Raw genomic sequence first — 19243 nt, 5'->3', positions numbered from 1 at the left:
ATCGCGACGCGCCGCGCGTCACTTCAAGACGCACTCGCGCGTCTCGCCCACCCGTTCGAACCAGGCTGCGGCCACCGCCTGTCCACGCGCGCGATCCGCCGCGGTCAAGGTCGCGTATGCCGCCTCGCGCACGAGCGGATCACAGAACGACACCTCCTCCTCGTCCAGCAACCGGCTCGTCGGGTGGCGCTCCAGTAGGCCGTGATCGACGAGCGCCGACACGACGGCGGGAGAGCCGCCGCCGAGCACGCGGAGCACGCCGCGCACCCAGAACACGTCCCCGAAAATGCTGGCGGCGCGCAGAAAGCGCCGCTCTTCCGGGGCGAGTCCTGCGAGCCGCGCTTGAAGCATCGAAAGCACCGTTTCGGGCAACGTTTCGCCGCGCCCCTCGGCCGCGGCGCGGATCAGCTCCTCCAGGTAGAACGGGTGGCCTCCGGCGCGTTCGACGAGCGCCGCGACCTTGGCCGGTTCGGCGCCCTCGCCGAGGGCGTGATGCACGAGTCGTGCAGCTGCGCGAGGCGCGAGGCCACCGAGGTGGATCTCCTGCGCGTCGCGCTCGACCCACATCCGCGGGAAACGCTCGTGCACCTCCGGTCGCGCGAGCGCGAGCACGAAGAGCGGCCGATCCTGGAGCCGATGCAGCGCTTGCTCGACGGCCAGCACCGACGGCGCATCCGCCCATTGCAGGTCGTCGACGATGAGGAGCAGCGGCCTGTTCTCGACGGCGGCCTCGGCCAGGCTCGAGAACGCAGGGGCTACCTCTCCGGGAACATGGCCTCGCGCCTGCCGAACGATCGAGCCGAGAACGCCGAACGGCGCTGCATCGCCGGCCATGGGGCCGCGGGCCGTCCAGATTTCCACCTCCGGCGCCATGGCGCCGATACGCAGGACGGCTTCGTGGCACAGCCGGGTCTTGCCGATCCCCGCCGGCCCCGTCACGAGCACGGCGCGGGCGAGCCCCTCGCCGGTGCAATCCTCGAACAGGGCCATCAGCGCGGAGAGCTCGCGCTCGCGGCCGACGAAGGGGCTCGCACAATCGATTACGACGCGCGCGCCCTTTTCGCGTTCGCCGTGGAGCTCCCAGCCGGCCGGTCCGCGGTGGACGTCGAGCCGGGTGCCGAGCAGCGCCTGGGTCGCATCGTCGACGTACGCGGCCCCCGCCACGAGCGCAGGCTCCGCCAGCAACGAGGCCGCACGATCCAGGAGCTCGCCCGCAGGCAATCGACCGGCGATCTCGGAGGTCCCCGTGACGATCGCGATCCTCGGCACCTCCGTGACCTCGCGTTCGAGCAGAGAGCGTAACAGCAGCGCGCCGCGTGCCGCCTGGAGCGCCTGGTCGGGGCTCCCAGCGTCCTTCGAGCGCACGAGCAGAAGCCCGCCCGTCATCGCGTACGCGCGCATGTCGATACGGGCGAGCGCGGTCTCGACGCGTGTAAACCACGCGGTGTCGGTGTCACCCGGTCGCTCGTCGAACGACGGAGCGGCGACGACCACGGAGATCACGCGCTGCTCGTTTTCACCGAACGCATTGCCGCCTTCCGGCTCGCTCGCATCCCGCCGGAAGCTCCGTGGGCTCAGGCTGCAGATCGCCTCCGCCACCGCGGCGCCGTCGGCCAGCCGCGCTTCCGGCTCCTTGGCGAGCATGCGCGCGATCAGCGCATCGAGCTCCGGGGGGATATCGCCGCGCACACGGCGCAGGGGCGGCGGCTCATGCACGAGGAGCCTCGCCAGCACGGCCATCATGGGGCCACCCGCGAAGGCGGGCCGGCCAGCGAGGCACTCGTAGAGCACGGCCCCGAGCCCGAAGACGTCGGCGCGCGCGTCCGTGGGGTCGCCGCGGACCTGCTCGGGCGCGATGTACCCCGGCGTTCCCACGACCACCCCGCTGCGCGTGATGGCGTGCGTCACGTTGGTGCGGCGAGCGACCCCGAAGTCGAGGAGTTTGACCCGGCTTGGGTCGCCTCCGACCAGGAAGAGGTTCGAGGGCTTGATGTCGCGATGAATGATGCCGTGTGCGTGCGCGGCCGCGAGTGCCTCCGCCGCAGCGAGGCCGACGGCGAGGCACTCCTCCACGGTGAGCGCCCCGCGGACGAGCCGCGCGGCGAGGTCCTCGCCTTCGAGCCACTCCAGGGCGAGCCAGCGCTGCCCGCCCGCATCCTCGCCGTGCGCGATCCACTGAACCACCCCCGGGTGGGCGAGGTGGGCGAGGATCCGAGCTTCTTCGGCGAAACGTGCGGCGTAACTTGCCTCGCCTGCGGCGAGGAGCTTGAGCGCGACGCGCTGCCCCTGCGCGCGATCGAAGGCACGGTAGACCGCCCCCATGCCGCCGGTGCCTGCGAGGGCTTCCACGACGAACCGATCCGCGACGATCGTTCCTGGTTGCACGGTCGCAGGATGCAGGCATGGCGGGGGGCCGAGCGCAAGGCGAATCGCTTCTGCTGGATCAAGGCAAGCTGGTAGCCGCGGACCGGCCGTCCAGAGGGCCCTCGAACCCCACCCGCGACGCGAGCGTCAACGTGCGGGCATGGTCCGGAATGACGGTGAGAAACCGTTCCCGCACGGCAGAGTCGCGGATCTTGCTGGCCTTCGCGAGCAGCAGATCCCGCGCCGAGGTGATGGCACGCGCGAATCCCTCCGCGTCGCCGTGCGCGGCCAGCGCTTCGGCATGGACCAACCGCACCATTGCCTCCCCTTCTTCAATCGTGCCCAGGGACTCCAGCAACCTGTGGGCCTCCCGTGCCGCTCCAAGCGCTTCTTCTCCTTGGCCCCGAGCAAGCAGGACACGCGCGAGCACGGCCAGCGCGCCCGCGAGGAGGGGGGGCACCCCGGAGAGCGAGTCGACGGCCGCGCGCGCCTCGGTCTCGGCCGCCGCCAGATCGCCGGCCAGGAGCTCGAGCTCGGCGAGATACGCGTGCGAGAGGCCCTCGAGGCGTGAATGCTCGTGCTTGTGTGCCGCGTCGATTGCCTGCTTCTGGACGCTTCGCCCCTCCTCGAAATTGCCTCGGTACGCGAGAACGTACCCGAGGTTCTGGAGGGCAGCGGCCGCGACATCGTGGAGGCCCATTCGCTCGGCGACCGACAACGCAGACCGCAGCGCATGTTCGGCGCCTTCGTAATCGCCGAGCGCCACGAGGGCGAAGCCCAGGTTTTGGCGCGTAAGGCAAGCGTTTCGGCGATCACCTGCCTGATCGAAGAACGTCAGGGCCTTCTCCAGGCTGTCACGGAGCGCGCACGGATCCCCCGAAGCAGAGGCGCGGATCGCGCAGAGCTGATGGTACATCCCGACGGCCTGCGCGCTCTGCGCGGCGAGCTCCGCGGTGTCGGTGAGCGCCCAAATCACCGCGTCGGCGGCCGGATAACGCCCGCCATAAATGAGGTGGTTGGCACACACGCTGAGACAGGTGGTTCTCGCGCTCGTCGCGTCGCGGGCGGGGATCGCCGAAATCGACGGGCTCACCCAGCGCTCGACCCTGTCGAAGGCGCCGAGCTTGCCCGCGGCATCGGCAGCCTGCTGAAAGGCGCGGAACCACGCCGTCGTTCCCGACGTGAGAAGCCCGATGGCTTCGATCGCACGCTGCTCCGAGAGCACGAGCTCCCCACGCCAGTTATGGGCCTCGGCCTGGATCATGCGGAGGGCGCCGAGTTCCTCGCCCGAGGCGCCGCGGGCGACGCCGCGCTCGGCCCGTTCGAGGGCGGCGTCCAGGTCGTCGGCCTCGAGGGCGTGCTCCGCGGCACGACGATAGGCGCTCGCCGCCCGTGACCAGTCGTCGCCCTGCTCGAAGTGATTCGCCAGGAGCATCGCGTCCGGCTCGCCGTGCTCCTCGAGCCATGCGCCGGCGAGCCGATGACCAAGCTTGCGATCGGTATCCGTGAGCATCGCATAGGCGCCTTCCCGGATGAGCCCGTGCCGAAACATGAACTCGACGTCGCCGGCAAAGCGGCATTGGCTGCGCCGTTGAATGAGCTCGCGCGCGACGAGGTCGCCGAGCAGGACGTCGAACATCGGTGAATCGGTGGTCGTGCCGAGGAGCGTCATGAGCCCATCACGAAAGAAGATTTCGCCGAACACGCTCGCAGCGCGCAGGTATCGCCGCGCCTCCGCTGGCAGGGCCTCGAGCCTGGCCTGGACCATGGCGAGCACCGTCTCGGGCAGCTCCGTCCCCCCAGGCGTGTCTGCGCTCCTCGCTTCGGCCACCGCGCGGACGAGCTCTTCCAGGTAAAACGCATTGCCATCGGCGAGCGCGACGATCCGCTTCTTCGTCTCTGGACTCACGGTTTCGCCCAGCACCTGCGCCACGAGCCGCTCGCTCGCCTTGGAAGAAAGCGGTCGGAGGCGAACCTTGTGCAGCGGGCGCTCGCTCCAGAGCTTGGGGAAGAGCTCGTCCACCTCGGGACGTGCGAGGGCGAGCACGAGGAACGGGCGATGCTGGAGGTTGCGCAGCGCGGCGTCGACGAAGCGGACCGTCGGCAGGTCCCCCCAGTGGAGATCTTCTAGCACGAGGAGCACTGGGTGAGCGGCGCTCTCCGCGTCGAGGAAGTCCTCGAAGGCGTGGCGGAGCTGTTCGCCCATCAGCCGCGCGTCCTGCCGGGCTGCGTGGAGAGGCGAGCCGGCCGTGGCAGGGAAAGGCGCGCCGACGAGTTCGCCGAGGAATTCGGCGACCCTACTCGCATCGTCCCCGCGCACGTGTCGCGCGACGCGCTCCCTGATTTTGCGATGTCGCTCCTCGAGCGGTCCTCCGTCTTGGAGGCCGCACGCGCCCCGCAGGGCGTCGCCCAGGAGAGCAAGCGCCGAGCCTGCAGCCAGCGAGTCGCCTCGTCCCGTCCAGACGACCATTTGAGGAGTGCTCTGTCGTGCGATGCCCAAAAATTCATGCAACAAGCGGGATTTGCCCATACCGGCACCGCCGATGACCAGGATCGCTCTGGCCACCAGATCGTCCACGCACGAACGCCAGACGTCTTCGATGATGCGGAGCTCGCCGTCGCGTCCGACGAAGGTCGTCGGCTTGCCGAGCAGCGTCCGCATCCCGCCCTCGTGCATGCCGCACAAAGTGAAGCTCCCTCGGACGCTGCCGATTTCGAAGCGGCCATCGAGCAGACGTGCCGACGTTTCATCGATCGCGATTGGATGATGCAGCTCGGTGTATTCGCACTGTGCGAGCATCCTCGCGGCGCGATCGATCACCGCGCCCACGGGGAGCTTTCCTCTCACCTCTCCACGACCCGTTGAAAGCGCAATGGATCGCTCCGAAGCGATCGACCTGAGCGCGAGCGCGCAGCGCGCTGCCTGCGCGGTCAGTTCGGTACCACTCTCTGGCCTATCCGTGAATGTCACGAGGGCGGACCCGTCGGCCAGGAGTGTCAGCACACCTCCGTGGTTCTCTGCGGTGATGCGCAGGTCCTCCTGGGCGGCGAGGACGGCTGATTGCGCGAGCGTCAGCGCGGCACCATCGGGTGGCGCTTCCTTGCCGAGCAGCACCAGCGAGAGCACCCGTTGCTCATCTCCTGTGAGCCAAGAAGAGAGGGCAAACCTCGACGATACTACGTTGTCATCATCCAGCGCCGCCTGTGTGCGAAGCGCCGCGAGCGCTACGGCTACCGCCCCGCCGTCGCTCGGGCGTGCATTCGGATCTTTCGCCATCATCCGGGCGATCAGCGCATCGAGCTCCCGCGGAAGATCGGGGCGAAACTCCAGGAGACGGGGTGGATCCTGGATGAGGATCTTCGCCAGCACCGCCATGACATGCTCGCCCATGAACACGGGCACCCCCGTCAGACACTCCATCAAAATGCAGCCGAGCGCGAACACATCGGCCCGTGCGTCCACTGTCCGCAAATTTCGGGCCTGCTCGGGTGCCATGTATGCTAGCGTACCGACCATCGCGTCCGTTCGGGTGAGCCGCGTCGCGCCGGTGAGCCAGGCAATTCCGAAGTCGAGCACCTTGACCTGGTTGATGTGCCCCTCGACCAGGAACAGGTTGCTCGGCTTGAGATCCCGATGGACAATGCCTCGCTCGTGCGCCACTGCGAGTGCGTCCGCGATTTGTGTGATGAGCGTCAGCGCATCCTGGAGGTCGAGCGCGCCGCGTTCGAGGCGGACCGAGAGGTCTTCCCCTTCCAACCATTCCATCACCAGGTAGGGTTCGCCCGCGTCGGTGACGCCGTCCGCGATGTATTGCACGATCCCCGGGTGACGGAGGTCCGAAAGCAACGCGGCTTCTCGCATGAACCTCAGCGCGTGCTGCGATTGCCCATCGAGCATCACCTTCACCGCCACGGTATCCCCCGATGCCAGGTCTCTCGCCCGGAAGATCTGCGCCATTCCACCGGCCGTCACGCGGCGTTCAATCTCGTACTGTCCTCGAACCAGATCTCCGGGCTCCACAGAGCCAGTGTCGCCGTTCGAGCGTGATCCAGTCCAGCGGAATCATGCGCTTCCCGCCTGACCCGCATCCTCGGACGGGAGCTCAAGCGAGCTTTCGTCCGTGCACCCTGCGACGAGGATTCCCCCCGCGTTGCGCGCTGCGCCGGGGCACGATGGTAGAGCGCGTTCGTCTCGGAATTGAAGAAGAGCGCCACGCGTGGCGCCGCAACGGGGCAAGCGAGGCGCCCTCTCGCCGGGTGCCTCGTCCGAGAGGTTGCAGGCTCCCGCATCGCTTGTGCGTACGGCCCTCGTCCTCAAACACGCACGCGAACCACCCGAGCGGCCTTCCATTGCCGCGGATCTCCCTTCGGCGAACCCGCGCAGTGTCCCGAGCGCCATCGCAAGGGCCCGAAGCGGTCGATGTGCAGGAGGTAGCGCGAGCGCCGGGAACCGCTCTCAGGGCGAGCGACGCTCCGCGCCGTGTGTTCGACGGCGCAGCCCTCGCGGCGCTCGGCGCGGCCCTGGGAAGCTCGCCGATCCGGCGGAAGGCAGAGCCGAACTGGCGCGTGAGATGGGCAACGACGAACGCGACGAGGATCCGGATCCGGTTTGCCGACCCGCAGGATTCTGTTTGTCCGGCGGGGTTTGTCTCTACGCGAAGTCCGTGGTAGGGCTCTTTGTACACCCCTCATGCGCGAGTAGGGAGGAACCGTGCCGAGACGAACCGAAGCCAAGCCACTCTGCGTGAAAGTTGGCGCTCGTATCCGCGAATTCCGAAAAGAGCGCGGCATGTCCTTGCAGGATCTCGCCGAAGCTGGCGCGATGTCGAAAGGACACCTGTCGAGCATCGAGCAAGGTCTCGCGGCGATCGATCGTGTGACACTGATGGCCATTCGGCGCCTATACCGGTGTGATCCGCACCGGCTTACGCCGCCGCTGCACGCTTGCTCGCGAATACCTCGACCGTAACATTGGACGCAACGCGGTGAATTTCCTCGGCCGCGCGGATTGCTTCCTCCGGAGTGGCGGCAAACCCGCGGAACACGTCACGCCCCGTGGGGTCGATCGCACCCTCTTGCACATAGATGCAGCCATCACTTCCAAGCGCGAGTTTGTGGAGCATCGCCCAACCGAGCAACCCCGCCGCGCCCAACTTCGTGGCCTCGTCGGCACGCAGGGCATAGCCCACGAACACCAGACGGTCCGGCGGTGGGACGCTTTCGAACGCGAAGTAGAGCTTCCCGTCGCTGGCGAGGGCGAACGCAGTGGACAATTCCGCAGGTTCGGACGCCTCGGGAACGACATTTTTCTGCATCTTGTTTCTGGGCATCTTGTCTCCTGAGTTTCAAAGGGGAATGCGGAGCTGCACACGCTCGGGTCGGGCAAGGTTGGACGTGAGCGAGACGATGCCCGCGCTTTGCAGCCGATGCAGCGCAGGCACGAGCGCTCCTGAATACGACAGGTCCGGGAGTCTGTCGCGCAGGCGTGCGATAGAGACGAACCCGTCTGCGTCGACGCGCATCCGAGACAGCGCGTAGTGGACGACCCCCTCGGCGTATGCTTCCTCCCCGAGCTTCCGAAGGGCACAGGCGTAATGCGCGACGCAGATGGCAGCTTCCTGATAGGCAGGTTCGGCGCGCACGAGATCGAGGAGGAGCTGTTCGCCGCGTTCGTCGTGAGCGACAGCTCTCGCGGCAACCAAGGTGGACCTCGCGGAGCGACGCGGCGGAAGAGGAGGAAGCCGATCCGCGAGCCGTCTCCCTCGGATGCGTTCACGGATGCTGCGAACCAGGGCATCGGCCAGAGCCCGGAGGCGACTCCAACGCGACGGCGGATCGAAGACCGTATCCCGAGGCGGCGGCTCCGAGTGCGCGATGCTTGGGTGCGCGATGCTTGCGTTGTGGTCGCTCTCCGTCAGGGCACTCAATCGTTCCTCCATTTTCGTCGCCGGCTGGAGACCGACGACAAGCGACCCCCAGGAGAGGGCGATGGGAAAACGCATGCCCAGAAAAAGCATCTCCCACCGCCCCCTTCTGCGAGTCGCTTGTGGTTGTCCCTCAAAGACAAACAACGCGTCGGAGAGGCAGCGGGTAACGACGCCCGTTGCTGATTTGTAGGGAGATGTCGTACCTGCGGAGCGTGCGCCCGAGGTCTATTCGTCAAAAATGTACGATTGTTGACAGCAGAACGTCACAGCGTTCTCTTCATCTTCGACCGCCTCGCCGATGGGCTCCCCGCCGCCCGCCTCGCACGTGCCCTTGACGTAGACGTGTTCCGTGACGGACTTCCCGCCGAGCGCCCGGCCCGCTGGAAGGATGGGATCGCAGGCGCTGTCCTGGGACGTGACGATCCGCTGGTGGAACTCGCCAGAGCAGACTCCGTCGTCGAAGAGGCGCACGGTTGCCACGCACATGCCCCCTTGCGGCGCGCCGCAGGAGCATTCTGTGCACTCGCGCGATTCCTTGGGCTGAAACGGGTACATGACCCGAGGTCCCTCATAATCGTAGGGCTTGGGGCACTTGGTATGCTTCCCCTTCTGCCACAGGCATTGACGGTGGGGATAAAGAACCTTGGGCACGCATAGTTGATCCCCCGCGCCGCAAAGCGACGTATCGAGGCTCGACCGACATGCAACCGCACCCGTCTCCCATTCCGTGATCAACGTCCCGCCCGCCTTGATGATGGGCGACGGCTTGACGTCGCACTTCTCGTTGACCGGAGGCGGAAGCGCCGAGAACGTGATCGACTGCGCGCACGGAACGCCGCTCCCTGGGGGACACTGCGCCCCCGCGGGTAGCGCGCTCGCATCCGTACAGCTCCCATCCCACCCCCCCGGGCCGTCAAAAGGGAGCGACGGCGCCCCCACTGCGCCGCACATGCCAGCCCCGATCGTGATCTCACCCGGAACGCCGCTGCATTGCCCCGTGGCGTCCTGGCATTCGCAGGGGTCGCACTGCGCGGGGGGAGCGGTAAGGCCGGCGTAAAGCCTGAACTGCTCGCCCCCGATGAAGGCGCACTCCTTCGGCATGTCCGCGGCAGGGCCGAACCAGACGGGCAACGGAACCTGGCTCCAGAAACCGGCCTCGGGGTCGTCGGGAATCTTGACGCATTCACCGCCTTGCGCTTTGCATGCAGCTTGTGGTTCGGTCTCCGGGTCGGCGTCGGCGTCTGTTCCGGCATCCGTGCCACCGTCGATGCACTCGGGCGCCGGGAAAAACGAATCCGGATCGCACTCGAAGTCGTAGAACGATGGCGCCGCTGTGCAAGAGGCAACGATCATACCCACGCTAAAAACGAACAATACAACCGCCGTGCGCATAGCCTAAAACTCCCAACCTCCGCCAATCTGCACGCCTAACATGACCGGCGGCTGATCGGAGAGGACCGTTGGTCCAACAACCACCTGAACGCCGCTCGACAGTCCAAGGACGTCGGCTGCCCCGTGGATCGTTAAGGACTGTGTGACTCGAACCCTGGCACCGATGCGCCCACCCGCTCCGGGTTTGACATCAGCGAAACTCGCGGGTTTGTAGCTTCGCGATGTAGATTCAACACGAATTACGCCCAGATGACCAAGGGCGCAGCCGAAGAACCACTTGTAGTGCCCGCACAAGGTCGCGATCCCACCCGCCGTCATCGCGTTGATCGGCCGATCCGCGACGCCCACTGTCAACCACGCCGCGCGCGCCTCCAGGCCGATCGATACGTAATCGTTGGGCTGCAACCCTCCGGCGAGCGTCGCCCCGACGGCAGGCATCCACGACGCCACGCCAAACACCACCACCGGCCCCGCCCCGACAAAACCCCGCAAGCCGTTTTTCTCGCCGGGCTTCGTCGGATCCTTCGCCTGGTCATCGTAAGCGAAGGGATCCTCCTGTTTCGTAAATCCCGGCCCCGAAACCACCGCGGGCAACGTCACGGTCGGGTCCTTCTCGGAGACATGGATCGCCGGCTCCGGCTCCACTGTGTGTGGCGTCAGGAGGACGCGGATCTTCGTGTCTTTCCCCTTTACCGCCGTGAATTTCACAACGGCCTCTTCGAAGCCGTCGAGGGTCGCGCGAATCTCGTGCTCTCCTCCCGCCACGAACGTCCAGAAGGCAGAACGGCCAAGAGCGTTGCGATCGACGCCGTCCACCATCACACGCGCGCCAGCGTGAGAGACGATCACCTCGACCCACGAGCCATGAGCACGCGCCACCTCGTGCGCGTCGAAAAAGCGCCTGCGCTCTGCTCGCTCTGCGGGCGTCGTGGCGGGGGCCTGATGAAGCGCGTAGAGCAGGAGCTCGGGCGCATCCTCGGGCCTGCCGCCCTCGACCAGCACGAGCCCGAGACGCCCCGCGACGAGCGGATCGGACCGAACGTTGAGCGCCTGGCGGTAGGCCCTTCCGGCTTCACGCAGCCGCCCCGCGGCGCGCTCGCGGTCCCCGAGCTGCGCGAGCGCCTGGAACCGTAGCTCCATGTCCGCCTCGGGGCTCTCGTCGGTGGCGCTAGGTAGGCTTTGCGCCCACGCCGCGGGCGGCGCGAGAAGCAGGATCGAACAGCATACGATCACGCGCATGGGACTTGGATCTTTAGCACACTCGGAGGCTCGGATCCTAGAAGGACGAGTCCGCGGACGAACCCCTCTGGTCCGCGGACAAACCGATCGTGGGGCGGCCTTGCTTATCGCTGTCGACCAGGGGACGCCGCGGCGTGTGCGTCTGCTTCTTCGGCGTGGGTGGCGTCATGACAGGCACGGATGCAGCAGCGTGATCGAACGAGGGCACCGGCTTCGCGGCGTGCGCGACGTCCGCGGCGGAGGCTGCCACGACGCGCGCCAGTCCCGTGACCACCGCGTGCAGCTCGGGAGCACGCTCGCGCGGCGAGAGCGCGAACGACGCGAACAGCATGGCCATGAGGAAGGCCCAGAGGTGCCCGAGCAAGTGAACGCAGTCGGAGAGCAGCGCGAGCACGGGAGGCGGGACCGTGAAGAGCGTGTTGCCGAATCGAGCCCGGAGGAACTCCCGCGCGCGCGAGAGCGCCATCTTCGCGGCGTCCTCGGAGATCCCGAGCGCCACGCCGGCCTCCTCGTGCGACCGCTCTTCGACGCAGACCATCCAGAGCACCGCAGCTTGCGAGGGGGGCATGTCTCGGAGAGCGAACATCACCTTCTCCAAGGCCTGCTTCAGCTCCGCCGCGCGCTCGGGCGAGACCTCCGGCGTCTCGGCCGTGTCGACATGCCCGTCGTCAGGCTCGAACACCCGCTCGTGACGTTGCGTGTCGCGGTGCGCGTCGCTCATCACGTTGCGGGTGATGGTCAGGAGCCAGGGCTTCATGCCGTCGGGGTGCGGCTCGTAGTTGGGGAGGTGGCGGTAAGCCTTGTCGTACACGCGCTGGACCTGGTCCTCCGCGGAGTCACGCGTGTACGCATCGTCATCACTCATGACGATGCGTCTGATCTCGGGGCGCAGTCCGAGGAGTTCGGCAAGACGATCGAGGAGGGGCACAGGCGATCGAGGAGGTCCCATGTCCAAATCAACGCTGCGCTCCGGGCAAGGTAACGAGAAAAGTGGCGGGCTTGGCGTTTGGCGGGCCAATTGGTGGCATGGGGAACCTATGTTCTGGACGCCGAGGCGCTGCGAGGATGCCGAGGAGCCCAGGGGCTTGGCTGTTGCTGCCCGTGCTGCACAAGCGGCCCACGGTGGGCGTCCAGGGCCGCGGGAGTGAAGGTGGCGGGTTATTTGCCCGAAGCGCCCCGGTTCGAGTCCATGCGGGTTCCCGAGGGGACTTGGCGTAGATACTTCTCTTGGCCCAGGCTGGGATCCTTGGTAATCTGGCCGCGGTCAGGTGCGGGCAAAGCTCGCACCTCCGTCAACCGAACCTCGTTCACGGTGGAGAGTCCCGACATGGCCGTCCCGGTTGCTCCGGGGGACATCCTGCTTGGCAAGTACAGGGTCGAACGTGTCCTTGGTCGAGGCGGGATGGGCGTGGTGGTTGCCGCTCGACACATCGAGTTGGGGGAGCTCTACGCGATCAAGTTCCTCCTCCCGAACTGGGCCGGGGATCCCGTATTACGCGAGCGCTTCTTGCGCGAGGCTCGCGCCGCCGCGCGGCTCCGCAGCGAGCACGTCGCCCGGGTGCACGACGTCGGCCGGATGCAGGACGACGTGCCGTACATGGTGATGGAGTATCTCGAAGGGCGCGATCTCAAGGCGGTCCTGCGGGATCAAGGCCCATTGCCGGTCGAGCAGGCCGTCACGTACATGGTGCAGGTATGCGACGCCATGGCGGAGGCGCACGCGGCCGGTATCGTCCACCGCGACCTCAAGCCGGCCAACCTCTTTCTCACGCGGCGCGCGAATGGGAACCCCTGTGTCAAGGTCCTCGATTTCGGCATCTCCAAGCAGACGGGGCCCGAGGAGGTGGATCTGACGGGGACCGGGCAGACGTTCGGGTCGCCCCTGTACATGTCGCCCGAGCAGATGGCCCGGGCGAAGTCGGTCGACGCACGGGCGGACATCTGGGCCATCGGCGGGATCCTGTATGAGCTCCTGACCGCGCGCTCGCCGTTCCTCGCGGCGAGCGTGATGGAGGTGGTCTCGCGTGTCCTGCAGGAAGAGCCGATCCCTCCGACGCAGCTTCGCCCGGACCTGCCGCCGGCCGTCGATGGGGTGGTCGGGCGTTGCTTGCGCAAGCAGCCGGCAGACCGGTATGCGAGCGTCGGGGAGCTCGCCGTTGCGCTGCGTGGCATTCTGGGTCTGGCCGGCGAAGTGGGGTTCGGCGGGGCAATGCCGCTGCCCGTGCGTCCGGTCATGGCGTCGAGCCCGGGCGGCGTGTCCACGAGCGGTAGCCCCGCGATATCGGCTCCCGCGGTGCACGGCGCGCCGAGCGATGCGACGGCCGCTGCGTGGGAGAAGACGGGGACGAAAGGCACATCCGGAGGCGGGAGGTGGCTTGCGTGGGCCGGGGCGGCGGCCCTGGTGTCTGCGTTGCTCCTCGGCCTCGCGTGGTTCGGCCTCCACGGCTCTTCCAGCATCGAAGAGACGCCCGCGGCCGCCACGTCCATCGGCGCGGCGACGGCGAGCGCCCCGGTCATCGTCGACCCGGTGCCGATGGCGCCGGCCACGACCTCCGCCGCGGCGCCGGCCGCGCCCGAGCCTACCGTCTCGCCGGAATCGCCGCCGCCGAGCCTTCCACCGGCGACCGTCCCCGCACCCACGGCCACCACGAAGGGCCCGGTGGCTCCGCGGCCTTCGGCGACGAGCACGCCGAAGCGCGGCCCATCGAAGCCGAGCCGGCATGAATCGATGTTTTGAGGCGTCCTCCCGTCGAGGGCAATCGTCGAGGCGCGAATGCGTGAACGAATCATTGGCTTCGTATCGCTCTTGATCCCGCTCTTCGTCGCGGGACCTGCCGCCGGCCAGCCCGGGTCTCAGGACAAGGTGCGTGAAGCGAAAGCGCTTTACGATACGGCGCTCGAGGAGCTCGACGGGAGGCAATACGAGAGTGCCTGCCCCAAGCTCGAAACGGTGACGCGCCTCCTGCCGGAGGCCCTCGGCGCCAAGCTGACGCTCGCGAGTTGCTACGAGGGCTGGGGGCGGCTCGCGAGCGCGTGGGCCGAATACAACCGAGCCGCCGAGCTCGCGGCGGCGACGAAGCAGGACGAGCGCGAGCGGAAGGCGCTTCGAAGCGCGGCCGCGCTGGGGCCGAGGCTCGCGCGATTGCGCGTGGTGATCCCTTCGTCCATGGTCGCCACGCCGGGCTTCGAGGTTCGCATCGATGGCGCCCTCGTGACCTCGAAGGAGGGGATCGTGAACCTTCCGCTCGACGCGGGGAGCCATGTCCTCGAATTCGCGGCCCCAGGGTTCGACAGGGAGCGGCGTGCCGTGGTGATGAAGGACGGCGAGGAGACGCGGGTGGAGGGCGTGCACCTCTCGCCTGCGTTCGCGCCCCCGCCCGTGAGTCCCCCGAAACCCTCGGGTTCGGGGCCTGCCACGGGTCCGGGGCCTGTCACGGGTCCAGGGCCTGCCGTGGTGAAAAGCGAGAAAGACAGCGGGGCCGAGGGACGGGGCGCGTGGGCCTGGGCCGTGGGAGGCGTGGGTATCGCGGCGCTCGGCGTGGGTATCGGGTTCGTCGTGGATTGGGCGGACGCGCAAGGTGAGCTCGAAGCGCGTTGCCCGGGGCGCACGTGCGAGCTGGGAGAGGATTCCCTCGCGAGCCTGACGAGCATGGGCGATCGATGGAACCGCAGCCTCGGCGTGGGCGTGGGCCTCGGGACGCTCGGGCTCGGCTGCGTCGTCGCGGCCTCCGTCGCGCTCGTGTCGAGCAAGCGGCGGAGCGACGCGTCGATGCTCGTGCCGATCGCGGGTCCCCAGATGGGAGGTGTCGTATGGCGCGGGCTTTTCTGAAGCGGAATGCGGGGCCCATGGCCTTTGTGGCGGCGTGTCTGCTCGCCGGATGTGTCACGTTCGAGGTGAACCCGCCGCCCGAGGGCGTCGGCGGCACCGGCGGCGGAGGCGGCGCGGGGGGCGTTGGGGGCGCTGGGGGCGCGGGCGGTAGTGCCCCGGCATTGCCTTTCTGTACCGGGGGCTCGACCTGGGTGATGGCGGCTCAGAAGCTCTACCTGGGGGACACGGCTCTCGACGGGACGCCGGAGCCGACCTCCGGGTGGAAGCAATACGGGTTCGATCTCGATGGCCGGAGTTCCACGAAGGAATCGACAGACCTGTGCAAGACCGTGGCGGGCGGCTCGCCTGCCGCGGTGTATCCCGATGGCAATGACGGCATCGACAATTCGTTTGGGAAAAACGTGCTGCCGGTTTTGCTCGGCATTTCCCCGGACGCATCCGCGCAGATGAACGAGTCCATCACGAATGGGGTATTCACGGTGCTCGTCGTGATCGACCATTTCTCGCCGGGGGAAAGCTGCAGGACGTCGGCGAAGCTCTACCTGGCGAGCGAGCGCGGGGCGCCGCCGAACTTCGACGGGGCCGACGCCTGGCCTCTCGACCCCGACTTCCTGGTCTCCGCCATGAATGTGTACCCGGAGGTCGAGATCGTGGGCACGAAGTTGCGGAGCGTGACGGGCGGGAGCTTCGATCTCAGGTTCCCGTGGCTGAATACGTCGACGGTGTTTCCCCTCCGTCAGGCGCGCCTCGAGCTCGATTTCGACCCGAGCTATCAGAGCGCCACCTGCATGCTCGGCGGGGTCATGGATCGCGAAGAATACATCCACGAAATGTCGAAGATGATGCCGCACTTCGACGAGTCGTTCTGCGATCCTTTCTCCCCCACGTTGCAGTCCATCGTGAACCAGATCCGTCAGAGTTCGGATATGCCGCTCAGCGGGGTCCACGACCCCGCTGTCGAGTGTGACGCGATTTCGATCGGCATGGCCTTCCGGATGACGCCTGCGATCCTCGGCGGCATCGGCACGTCGGCGCCTCCACCGCCGGATCCGTGCCTCACCTTTGGGTGCACCGAGTCCTGCGCCGAGCTGACGCAGGATCCATTGATCCCGAGCTGCGCGACGCCCAATGGCATGGATGCACAGGATCTCTACAACCTACTCTGGGCTTGTAGCTGCGAAGCAGGGGGCGCGTGCAAGTCCGTGTGCGGGGACAACCTCTGCACGGGAATCGAGCCATCGCAGAACTGCACCACCTGCGTCCTCAACACGGCCGAGCCATTGGGTTGCTCGGGCGTCTTTGGCGCCTGCGCCACCGACTGAGACGCGCGGCGGTGACCGCAGCAGGTCCACGGCGGAGCTCCGCGGGTCACGCCGGGTCAGGGGGGATGGAACCTCGGAGGTCGGATCCGAGGTCGGCGCCGGCTCAATTCAAGGGCAGTCGATCGTGTGGACCGAGCCGGCCACTTCATTGGTGAACAGCCTGATCTGAGCTTTGACAGGCCGCGGCTCGGCGCTCGTGGCCTTGCAGCAGACCGTCGCCGAGACCTCGTCCTCGCCGGTGACGCGTAGCCCCCGCGATCCTTCGGGCAACTTGACCTTTGTCACGGGCGGAGTCGTCGCCAGCCACACCGACTCGCCCCGGTCGAGCTCGGGACAGCGTAGTGTCAGCGCGACGCAGCGGTGATGACCGTCGCTCGCGGCGCTCTCGCTCGAACTCGAGCACGCGGGCTTCATGTGGACCGGACGATGCTTGATGAAATCGGGCTGCGGCTCGGCGTCGACCGCCGAGCCTCTTTCGCCGCTCACCTGCGGCGCCATCACTTGCGGCGCCCCGGAGGCAGATGGATGCGGCGCCGGCTTCGAGGCCTCCTCGTCGCGACGGGCGCAGCTCGCCGAGGCGAGAAATACGAGCGCGCTCGCCGCCGAAGCCAGGCGCTCCACCCTTCCCCGATGATGTCGATCGAGCACCGTGCTCCTCGTGTTGCAAGACGTTCGAGGCATTTGCGTCGGCACTACCACGCGCCTCTGCCGCTCGCTTGCCGTGCGACATCATGACGCACGGGCTCTCCCGCCTCGCATGTTAGTCCTTCGCCACGGCTTCGAAGGAGAACATGGAAATGAAACACACGCCGCTCAAGTTCCTGATCCTCGCGGGCGCGCTCGCGATGAGCGCCGCGGCAGAGGCGCACATCAGCGCGGTGAGCCCGACGGCCATCGCCGGCAAGACCACCCTCGTGGAGCTCAGCGTCGGCCACGGCTGCGAAGGCTCGGACACGTATGCCATCACGGTCGAAATCCCGAAGGGCATGACCTCGGTGCGCCCGATGTTCAGCGACTTCGGCAAAACCTCGCTCACGTACGACGCGGCGGATCCCGCGCTCGTGACGACCGTGACGTGGCAAAAGGACGACGTGGACGCCCTCCCCGGCGACACCAATTATTACACGCTCGCGTTCCGCGCGAGGGTGCCGAACGCGCCGTTCACCTCGATCTATTACAAGGTCCATCAGGTTTGCCGCGCCGCCGACGCGACGCTCTCGTACGCCGAATGGGTCGCGCTGCCGGGCGAGATGGGCGAGCCCGCCGCCGCGCAGGCCATCGTCCCGGATCACCTCCCGGGCTGGAACAAATACACCGTGCCCGCCGACATCGCGGACCTGAGCGTCTTCTTCAGTCACGCTCTCATCGTGTGGCGGGGCGCGGACGCCTACAGCTTCAACGACAACACCGTCGACCTCATCAAAGGCACGTCCGGCGTCACGTTGCTCCCGGCGGACGGGGTGAAGGCGAACGACGAAATCTGGGTCCGTTACTAACCACGAAGGGAGCCGTCATGAAACGTTGGCTCTTTGTGGTGATCGCGCTGGCCTGTCTTTGGGGGTGCTCCGACGAGGCCTCGCAAAACACGAGCACCAGCAGCTCCGCGTCGAGCGGCAGCGGCGGCGGCAGCTCGTCAAGCGGGAGTTCCGGAAGCGGGGGCGGCGGGGGCACGGGCGGCGAGCAGCCCACCGCGCTCGTTCCGTGCCTCGACGAACCGGACGCGTTGCCGAGGCCGCCGAGCGGAAAGTTGCCCTGCGAGTACGTCCCGCCCGGTCTCAGCCTGCCGCAGTGAAGCCGGCCGCGGCGCGGGATGCGACAGAACGTCGCATGGCCGAGTGTCGCGCGCTCGGTGATACTCCGTAGGCCCATGCGCATTCGGAATTTTTTCATTCACCTGCTGCCGCTCGTCGCCGCGCCCTTTTGGGGGTGCACCCTCGAACCTTTCCCTGCCGTCGTTCCCGATGCACCCGACGGCGGCGGGGGTTCCGGGGGAGCCGGAGGCGATGGCGGCGTCATCGACCTGGGACCCAATGAACTTCCCTGCGACGTGCGAGAGGTCGTCGAACAGGTCTGTTCGAACTGCCACTCGTCCCCGGTCGCCGCGGGCGCGCCCGCGCCCCTGCTCTCACGACACGACTTTCTCGCGCCGCATATGAGCTCCGGAAAAACCGTCGGTAAGCGGAGCCTCGAACGGATGAAGTCGGCGGTGGCGCCGATGCCTCCTTTCTCCGAACCCCCTGCCTCCGCGGGTCAGGTGGCGGTATTCGAACAGTGGGTGGCGGCGGGTATGCCGCCGGGGACGTGCGGGGCCATCCCCGCCAAACCGGCGGAGACCACCTGCGCGAGCGACAAAACCTGGGATCCGAACGCGACCCCGACCGCGCAAATGAATCCGGGTCTCGCATGCCGCGCGTGTCACAAGACCCAGGCGTCGAACTTCAATTACTTCTTCATGGGCACGGTCTTTCCTGCATTCCACGAGAAAGACCTCTGCATGAGCCCGCCGCCTCCCGGCGCGAAGGTCGAAATCCTCGATGCGATGGGCAAGGTGACGATGACGCTCACGCCGAACGCCGCCGGCAATTTCATGTCGAGCGCCGTCGCGGCGGGCGTGCCCGTCCCCTACACGGCGCGGCTTGTCGCGAATGGGCTCACGCGTTCCATGAACGGGCCCCAGACGGACGGGGATTGCAACAAATGCCATACCGAGCAGGGGACCGAGGGGGCGCCCGGACGATTGGTTTGGCCCCGCTCCTACGACGCGCCACCCCCGCCGACCCCTCCCGTGCTGGTCGGCCTCATCCCGATGGGAGACGCGCTCCACGTCACGTGGACCGCAGCGGGCTGCGACAAGATCCTCCTCTTCCGCAACGAGAACGGCGGCGCGTTCTCGCTCGTCTACACGCTCGGAGGCAGCACGATCGAGCAGCACGACGACGGCGCGTACTCGTCCGCGACCGTCTACTGCTATCGCGCACAATGCAAGGCCGGCGGCATCGCAAGCGTCGACTCGAACGAGCTCTGCGGGAGCCCCTGACGCAGACCTGAGATACCGGGACCCCCACGCAAGAAAAATCGTCAGTCCGTAACCGACGCAGCGGCGAGCTGCGGCGTGAAGGGTCGACGGTTTTTCGCGACGCTGTAGACCGCACCGAGCAGCTTGCGCATGG

The 19243-nt window shown here is 67.4% G+C and carries 16 protein-coding genes; 8 read left to right on the top strand and 8 right to left on the bottom strand.

All coding sequences use genetic code 11. From position 1 onward, the window contains the following. Window positions 1–18: 18 nt before the first annotated feature. Entirely contained in the window at window positions 19–2385 is a 2367-nt protein-coding gene (locus KEG38_RS47555; protein WP_272427546.1) for a serine/threonine-protein kinase, read from the bottom strand. A 58-nt stretch (window positions 2386–2443) separates the two neighbouring features. Next, window positions 2444–6385 carry a serine/threonine-protein kinase gene (locus tag KEG38_RS47550; protein ID WP_272427544.1) on the bottom strand — a complete coding sequence of 1314 codons (3942 nt, stop codon included), beginning with the start codon at window positions 6383–6385 and terminating at the stop codon, window positions 2444–2446. A 690-nt stretch (window positions 6386–7075) separates the two neighbouring features. On the opposite strand from KEG38_RS47550, the gene KEG38_RS56270 reads away from it, so the two are divergent. Beyond that, entirely contained in the window at window positions 7076–7333 is a 258-nt protein-coding gene (locus KEG38_RS56270) for a helix-turn-helix domain-containing protein (protein WP_372518240.1), read from the top strand. Here the strand turns inward: KEG38_RS56270 and KEG38_RS47545 are convergent. The 4 genes from KEG38_RS47545 to KEG38_RS47530 form a co-directional block, all read right to left on the bottom strand. After that, on the bottom strand, window positions 7290–7694 hold the full coding sequence (locus KEG38_RS47545; RefSeq protein ID WP_272427541.1) for a hypothetical protein: 405 nt from the start codon (window positions 7692–7694) through the stop codon (window positions 7290–7292). The two genes, KEG38_RS56270 and KEG38_RS47545, sit on opposite strands and share 44 nt — an antisense overlap. A gap of 15 nt (window positions 7695–7709) precedes the next feature. Continuing rightward, the gene (locus KEG38_RS47540) at window positions 7710–8066 is read right to left on the bottom strand and encodes a hypothetical protein (protein ID WP_272427540.1); all 357 of its coding nucleotides are present in this window, start codon (window positions 8064–8066) and stop codon (window positions 7710–7712) included. A 450-nt stretch (window positions 8067–8516) separates the two neighbouring features. After that, window positions 8517–9644: a hypothetical protein gene (locus KEG38_RS47535; RefSeq protein ID WP_272427539.1), complete on the bottom strand. Its 1128-nt coding sequence runs from the start codon at window positions 9642–9644 to the stop codon at window positions 8517–8519. Window positions 9645–9686: 42 nt separating this feature from the next. Further along, the gene (locus tag KEG38_RS47530) at window positions 9687–10502 is read right to left on the bottom strand and encodes a hypothetical protein (RefSeq protein WP_272427538.1); all 816 of its coding nucleotides are present in this window, start codon (window positions 10500–10502) and stop codon (window positions 9687–9689) included. Between the two features lie 45 nt (window positions 10503–10547). Here KEG38_RS47530 and KEG38_RS47525 point away from each other — a divergent pair, with 45 nt between their 5' ends. Next, window positions 10548–10817: a hypothetical protein gene (locus KEG38_RS47525; RefSeq protein WP_272427537.1), complete on the top strand. Its 270-nt coding sequence runs from the start codon at window positions 10548–10550 to the stop codon at window positions 10815–10817. Between the two features lie 142 nt (window positions 10818–10959). Here KEG38_RS47525 and KEG38_RS47520 read toward each other — a convergent pair whose 3' ends face one another. Continuing rightward, complete coding sequence (locus tag KEG38_RS47520) at window positions 10960–11871, bottom strand: RNA polymerase sigma factor (protein ID WP_272427536.1); 912 nt, start codon at window positions 11869–11871, stop codon at window positions 10960–10962. 378 nt (window positions 11872–12249) lie between these two features. Here KEG38_RS47520 and KEG38_RS47515 point away from each other — a divergent pair, with 378 nt between their 5' ends. From KEG38_RS47515 to KEG38_RS47505, 3 genes are read left to right on the top strand one after another with little or no spacing between them, the layout of a single operon-like run. Further along, complete coding sequence (locus KEG38_RS47515; RefSeq protein ID WP_272427535.1) at window positions 12250–13659, top strand: serine/threonine-protein kinase; 1410 nt, start codon at window positions 12250–12252, stop codon at window positions 13657–13659. Between the two features lie 36 nt (window positions 13660–13695). After that, window positions 13696–14751, top strand: coding sequence for an outer membrane protein assembly factor BamD (locus tag KEG38_RS47510; RefSeq protein ID WP_272427534.1), 1056 nt, complete (start codon window positions 13696–13698; stop codon window positions 14749–14751). A 17-nt stretch (window positions 14752–14768) separates the two neighbouring features. Next, window positions 14769–16073, top strand: coding sequence for a hypothetical protein (locus tag KEG38_RS47505; protein ID WP_272427533.1), 1305 nt, complete (start codon window positions 14769–14771; stop codon window positions 16071–16073). 108 nt (window positions 16074–16181) lie between these two features. On the opposite strand, the gene KEG38_RS47500 is transcribed toward KEG38_RS47505, so the two are convergent. Continuing rightward, window positions 16182–16694, bottom strand: coding sequence for a hypothetical protein (locus KEG38_RS47500; RefSeq protein ID WP_272427531.1), 513 nt, complete (start codon window positions 16692–16694; stop codon window positions 16182–16184). Between the two features lie 170 nt (window positions 16695–16864). On the opposite strand from KEG38_RS47500, the gene KEG38_RS47495 reads away from it, so the two are divergent. From KEG38_RS47495 to KEG38_RS47485, 3 genes are all read left to right on the top strand, one after another. Continuing rightward, window positions 16865–17569: a DUF1775 domain-containing protein gene (locus KEG38_RS47495; protein WP_272427530.1), complete on the top strand. Its 705-nt coding sequence runs from the start codon at window positions 16865–16867 to the stop codon at window positions 17567–17569. Window positions 17570–17586: 17 nt separating this feature from the next. Next, the gene (locus tag KEG38_RS47490) at window positions 17587–17865 is read left to right on the top strand and encodes a hypothetical protein (RefSeq protein ID WP_272427529.1); all 279 of its coding nucleotides are present in this window, start codon (window positions 17587–17589) and stop codon (window positions 17863–17865) included. 255 nt (window positions 17866–18120) lie between these two features. Continuing rightward, window positions 18121–19110, top strand: a complete 990-nt coding sequence (locus KEG38_RS47485; protein ID WP_272427528.1) for a hypothetical protein — start codon at window positions 18121–18123, stop codon at window positions 19108–19110. The last annotated feature ends 133 nt before the right edge of the window (window positions 19111–19243 follow it).

Origin of the sequence: Polyangium jinanense, assembly GCF_028435265.1 — a bacterium.
In the GTDB taxonomy this organism is placed as follows: Bacteria; Myxococcota_A; Polyangia; order Polyangiales; family Polyangiaceae; genus Polyangium; species Polyangium jinanense.
The sequence above is the reverse complement of the archived record's forward strand: the minus strand, read 5'-3'. Positions and strand labels throughout refer to the sequence as shown.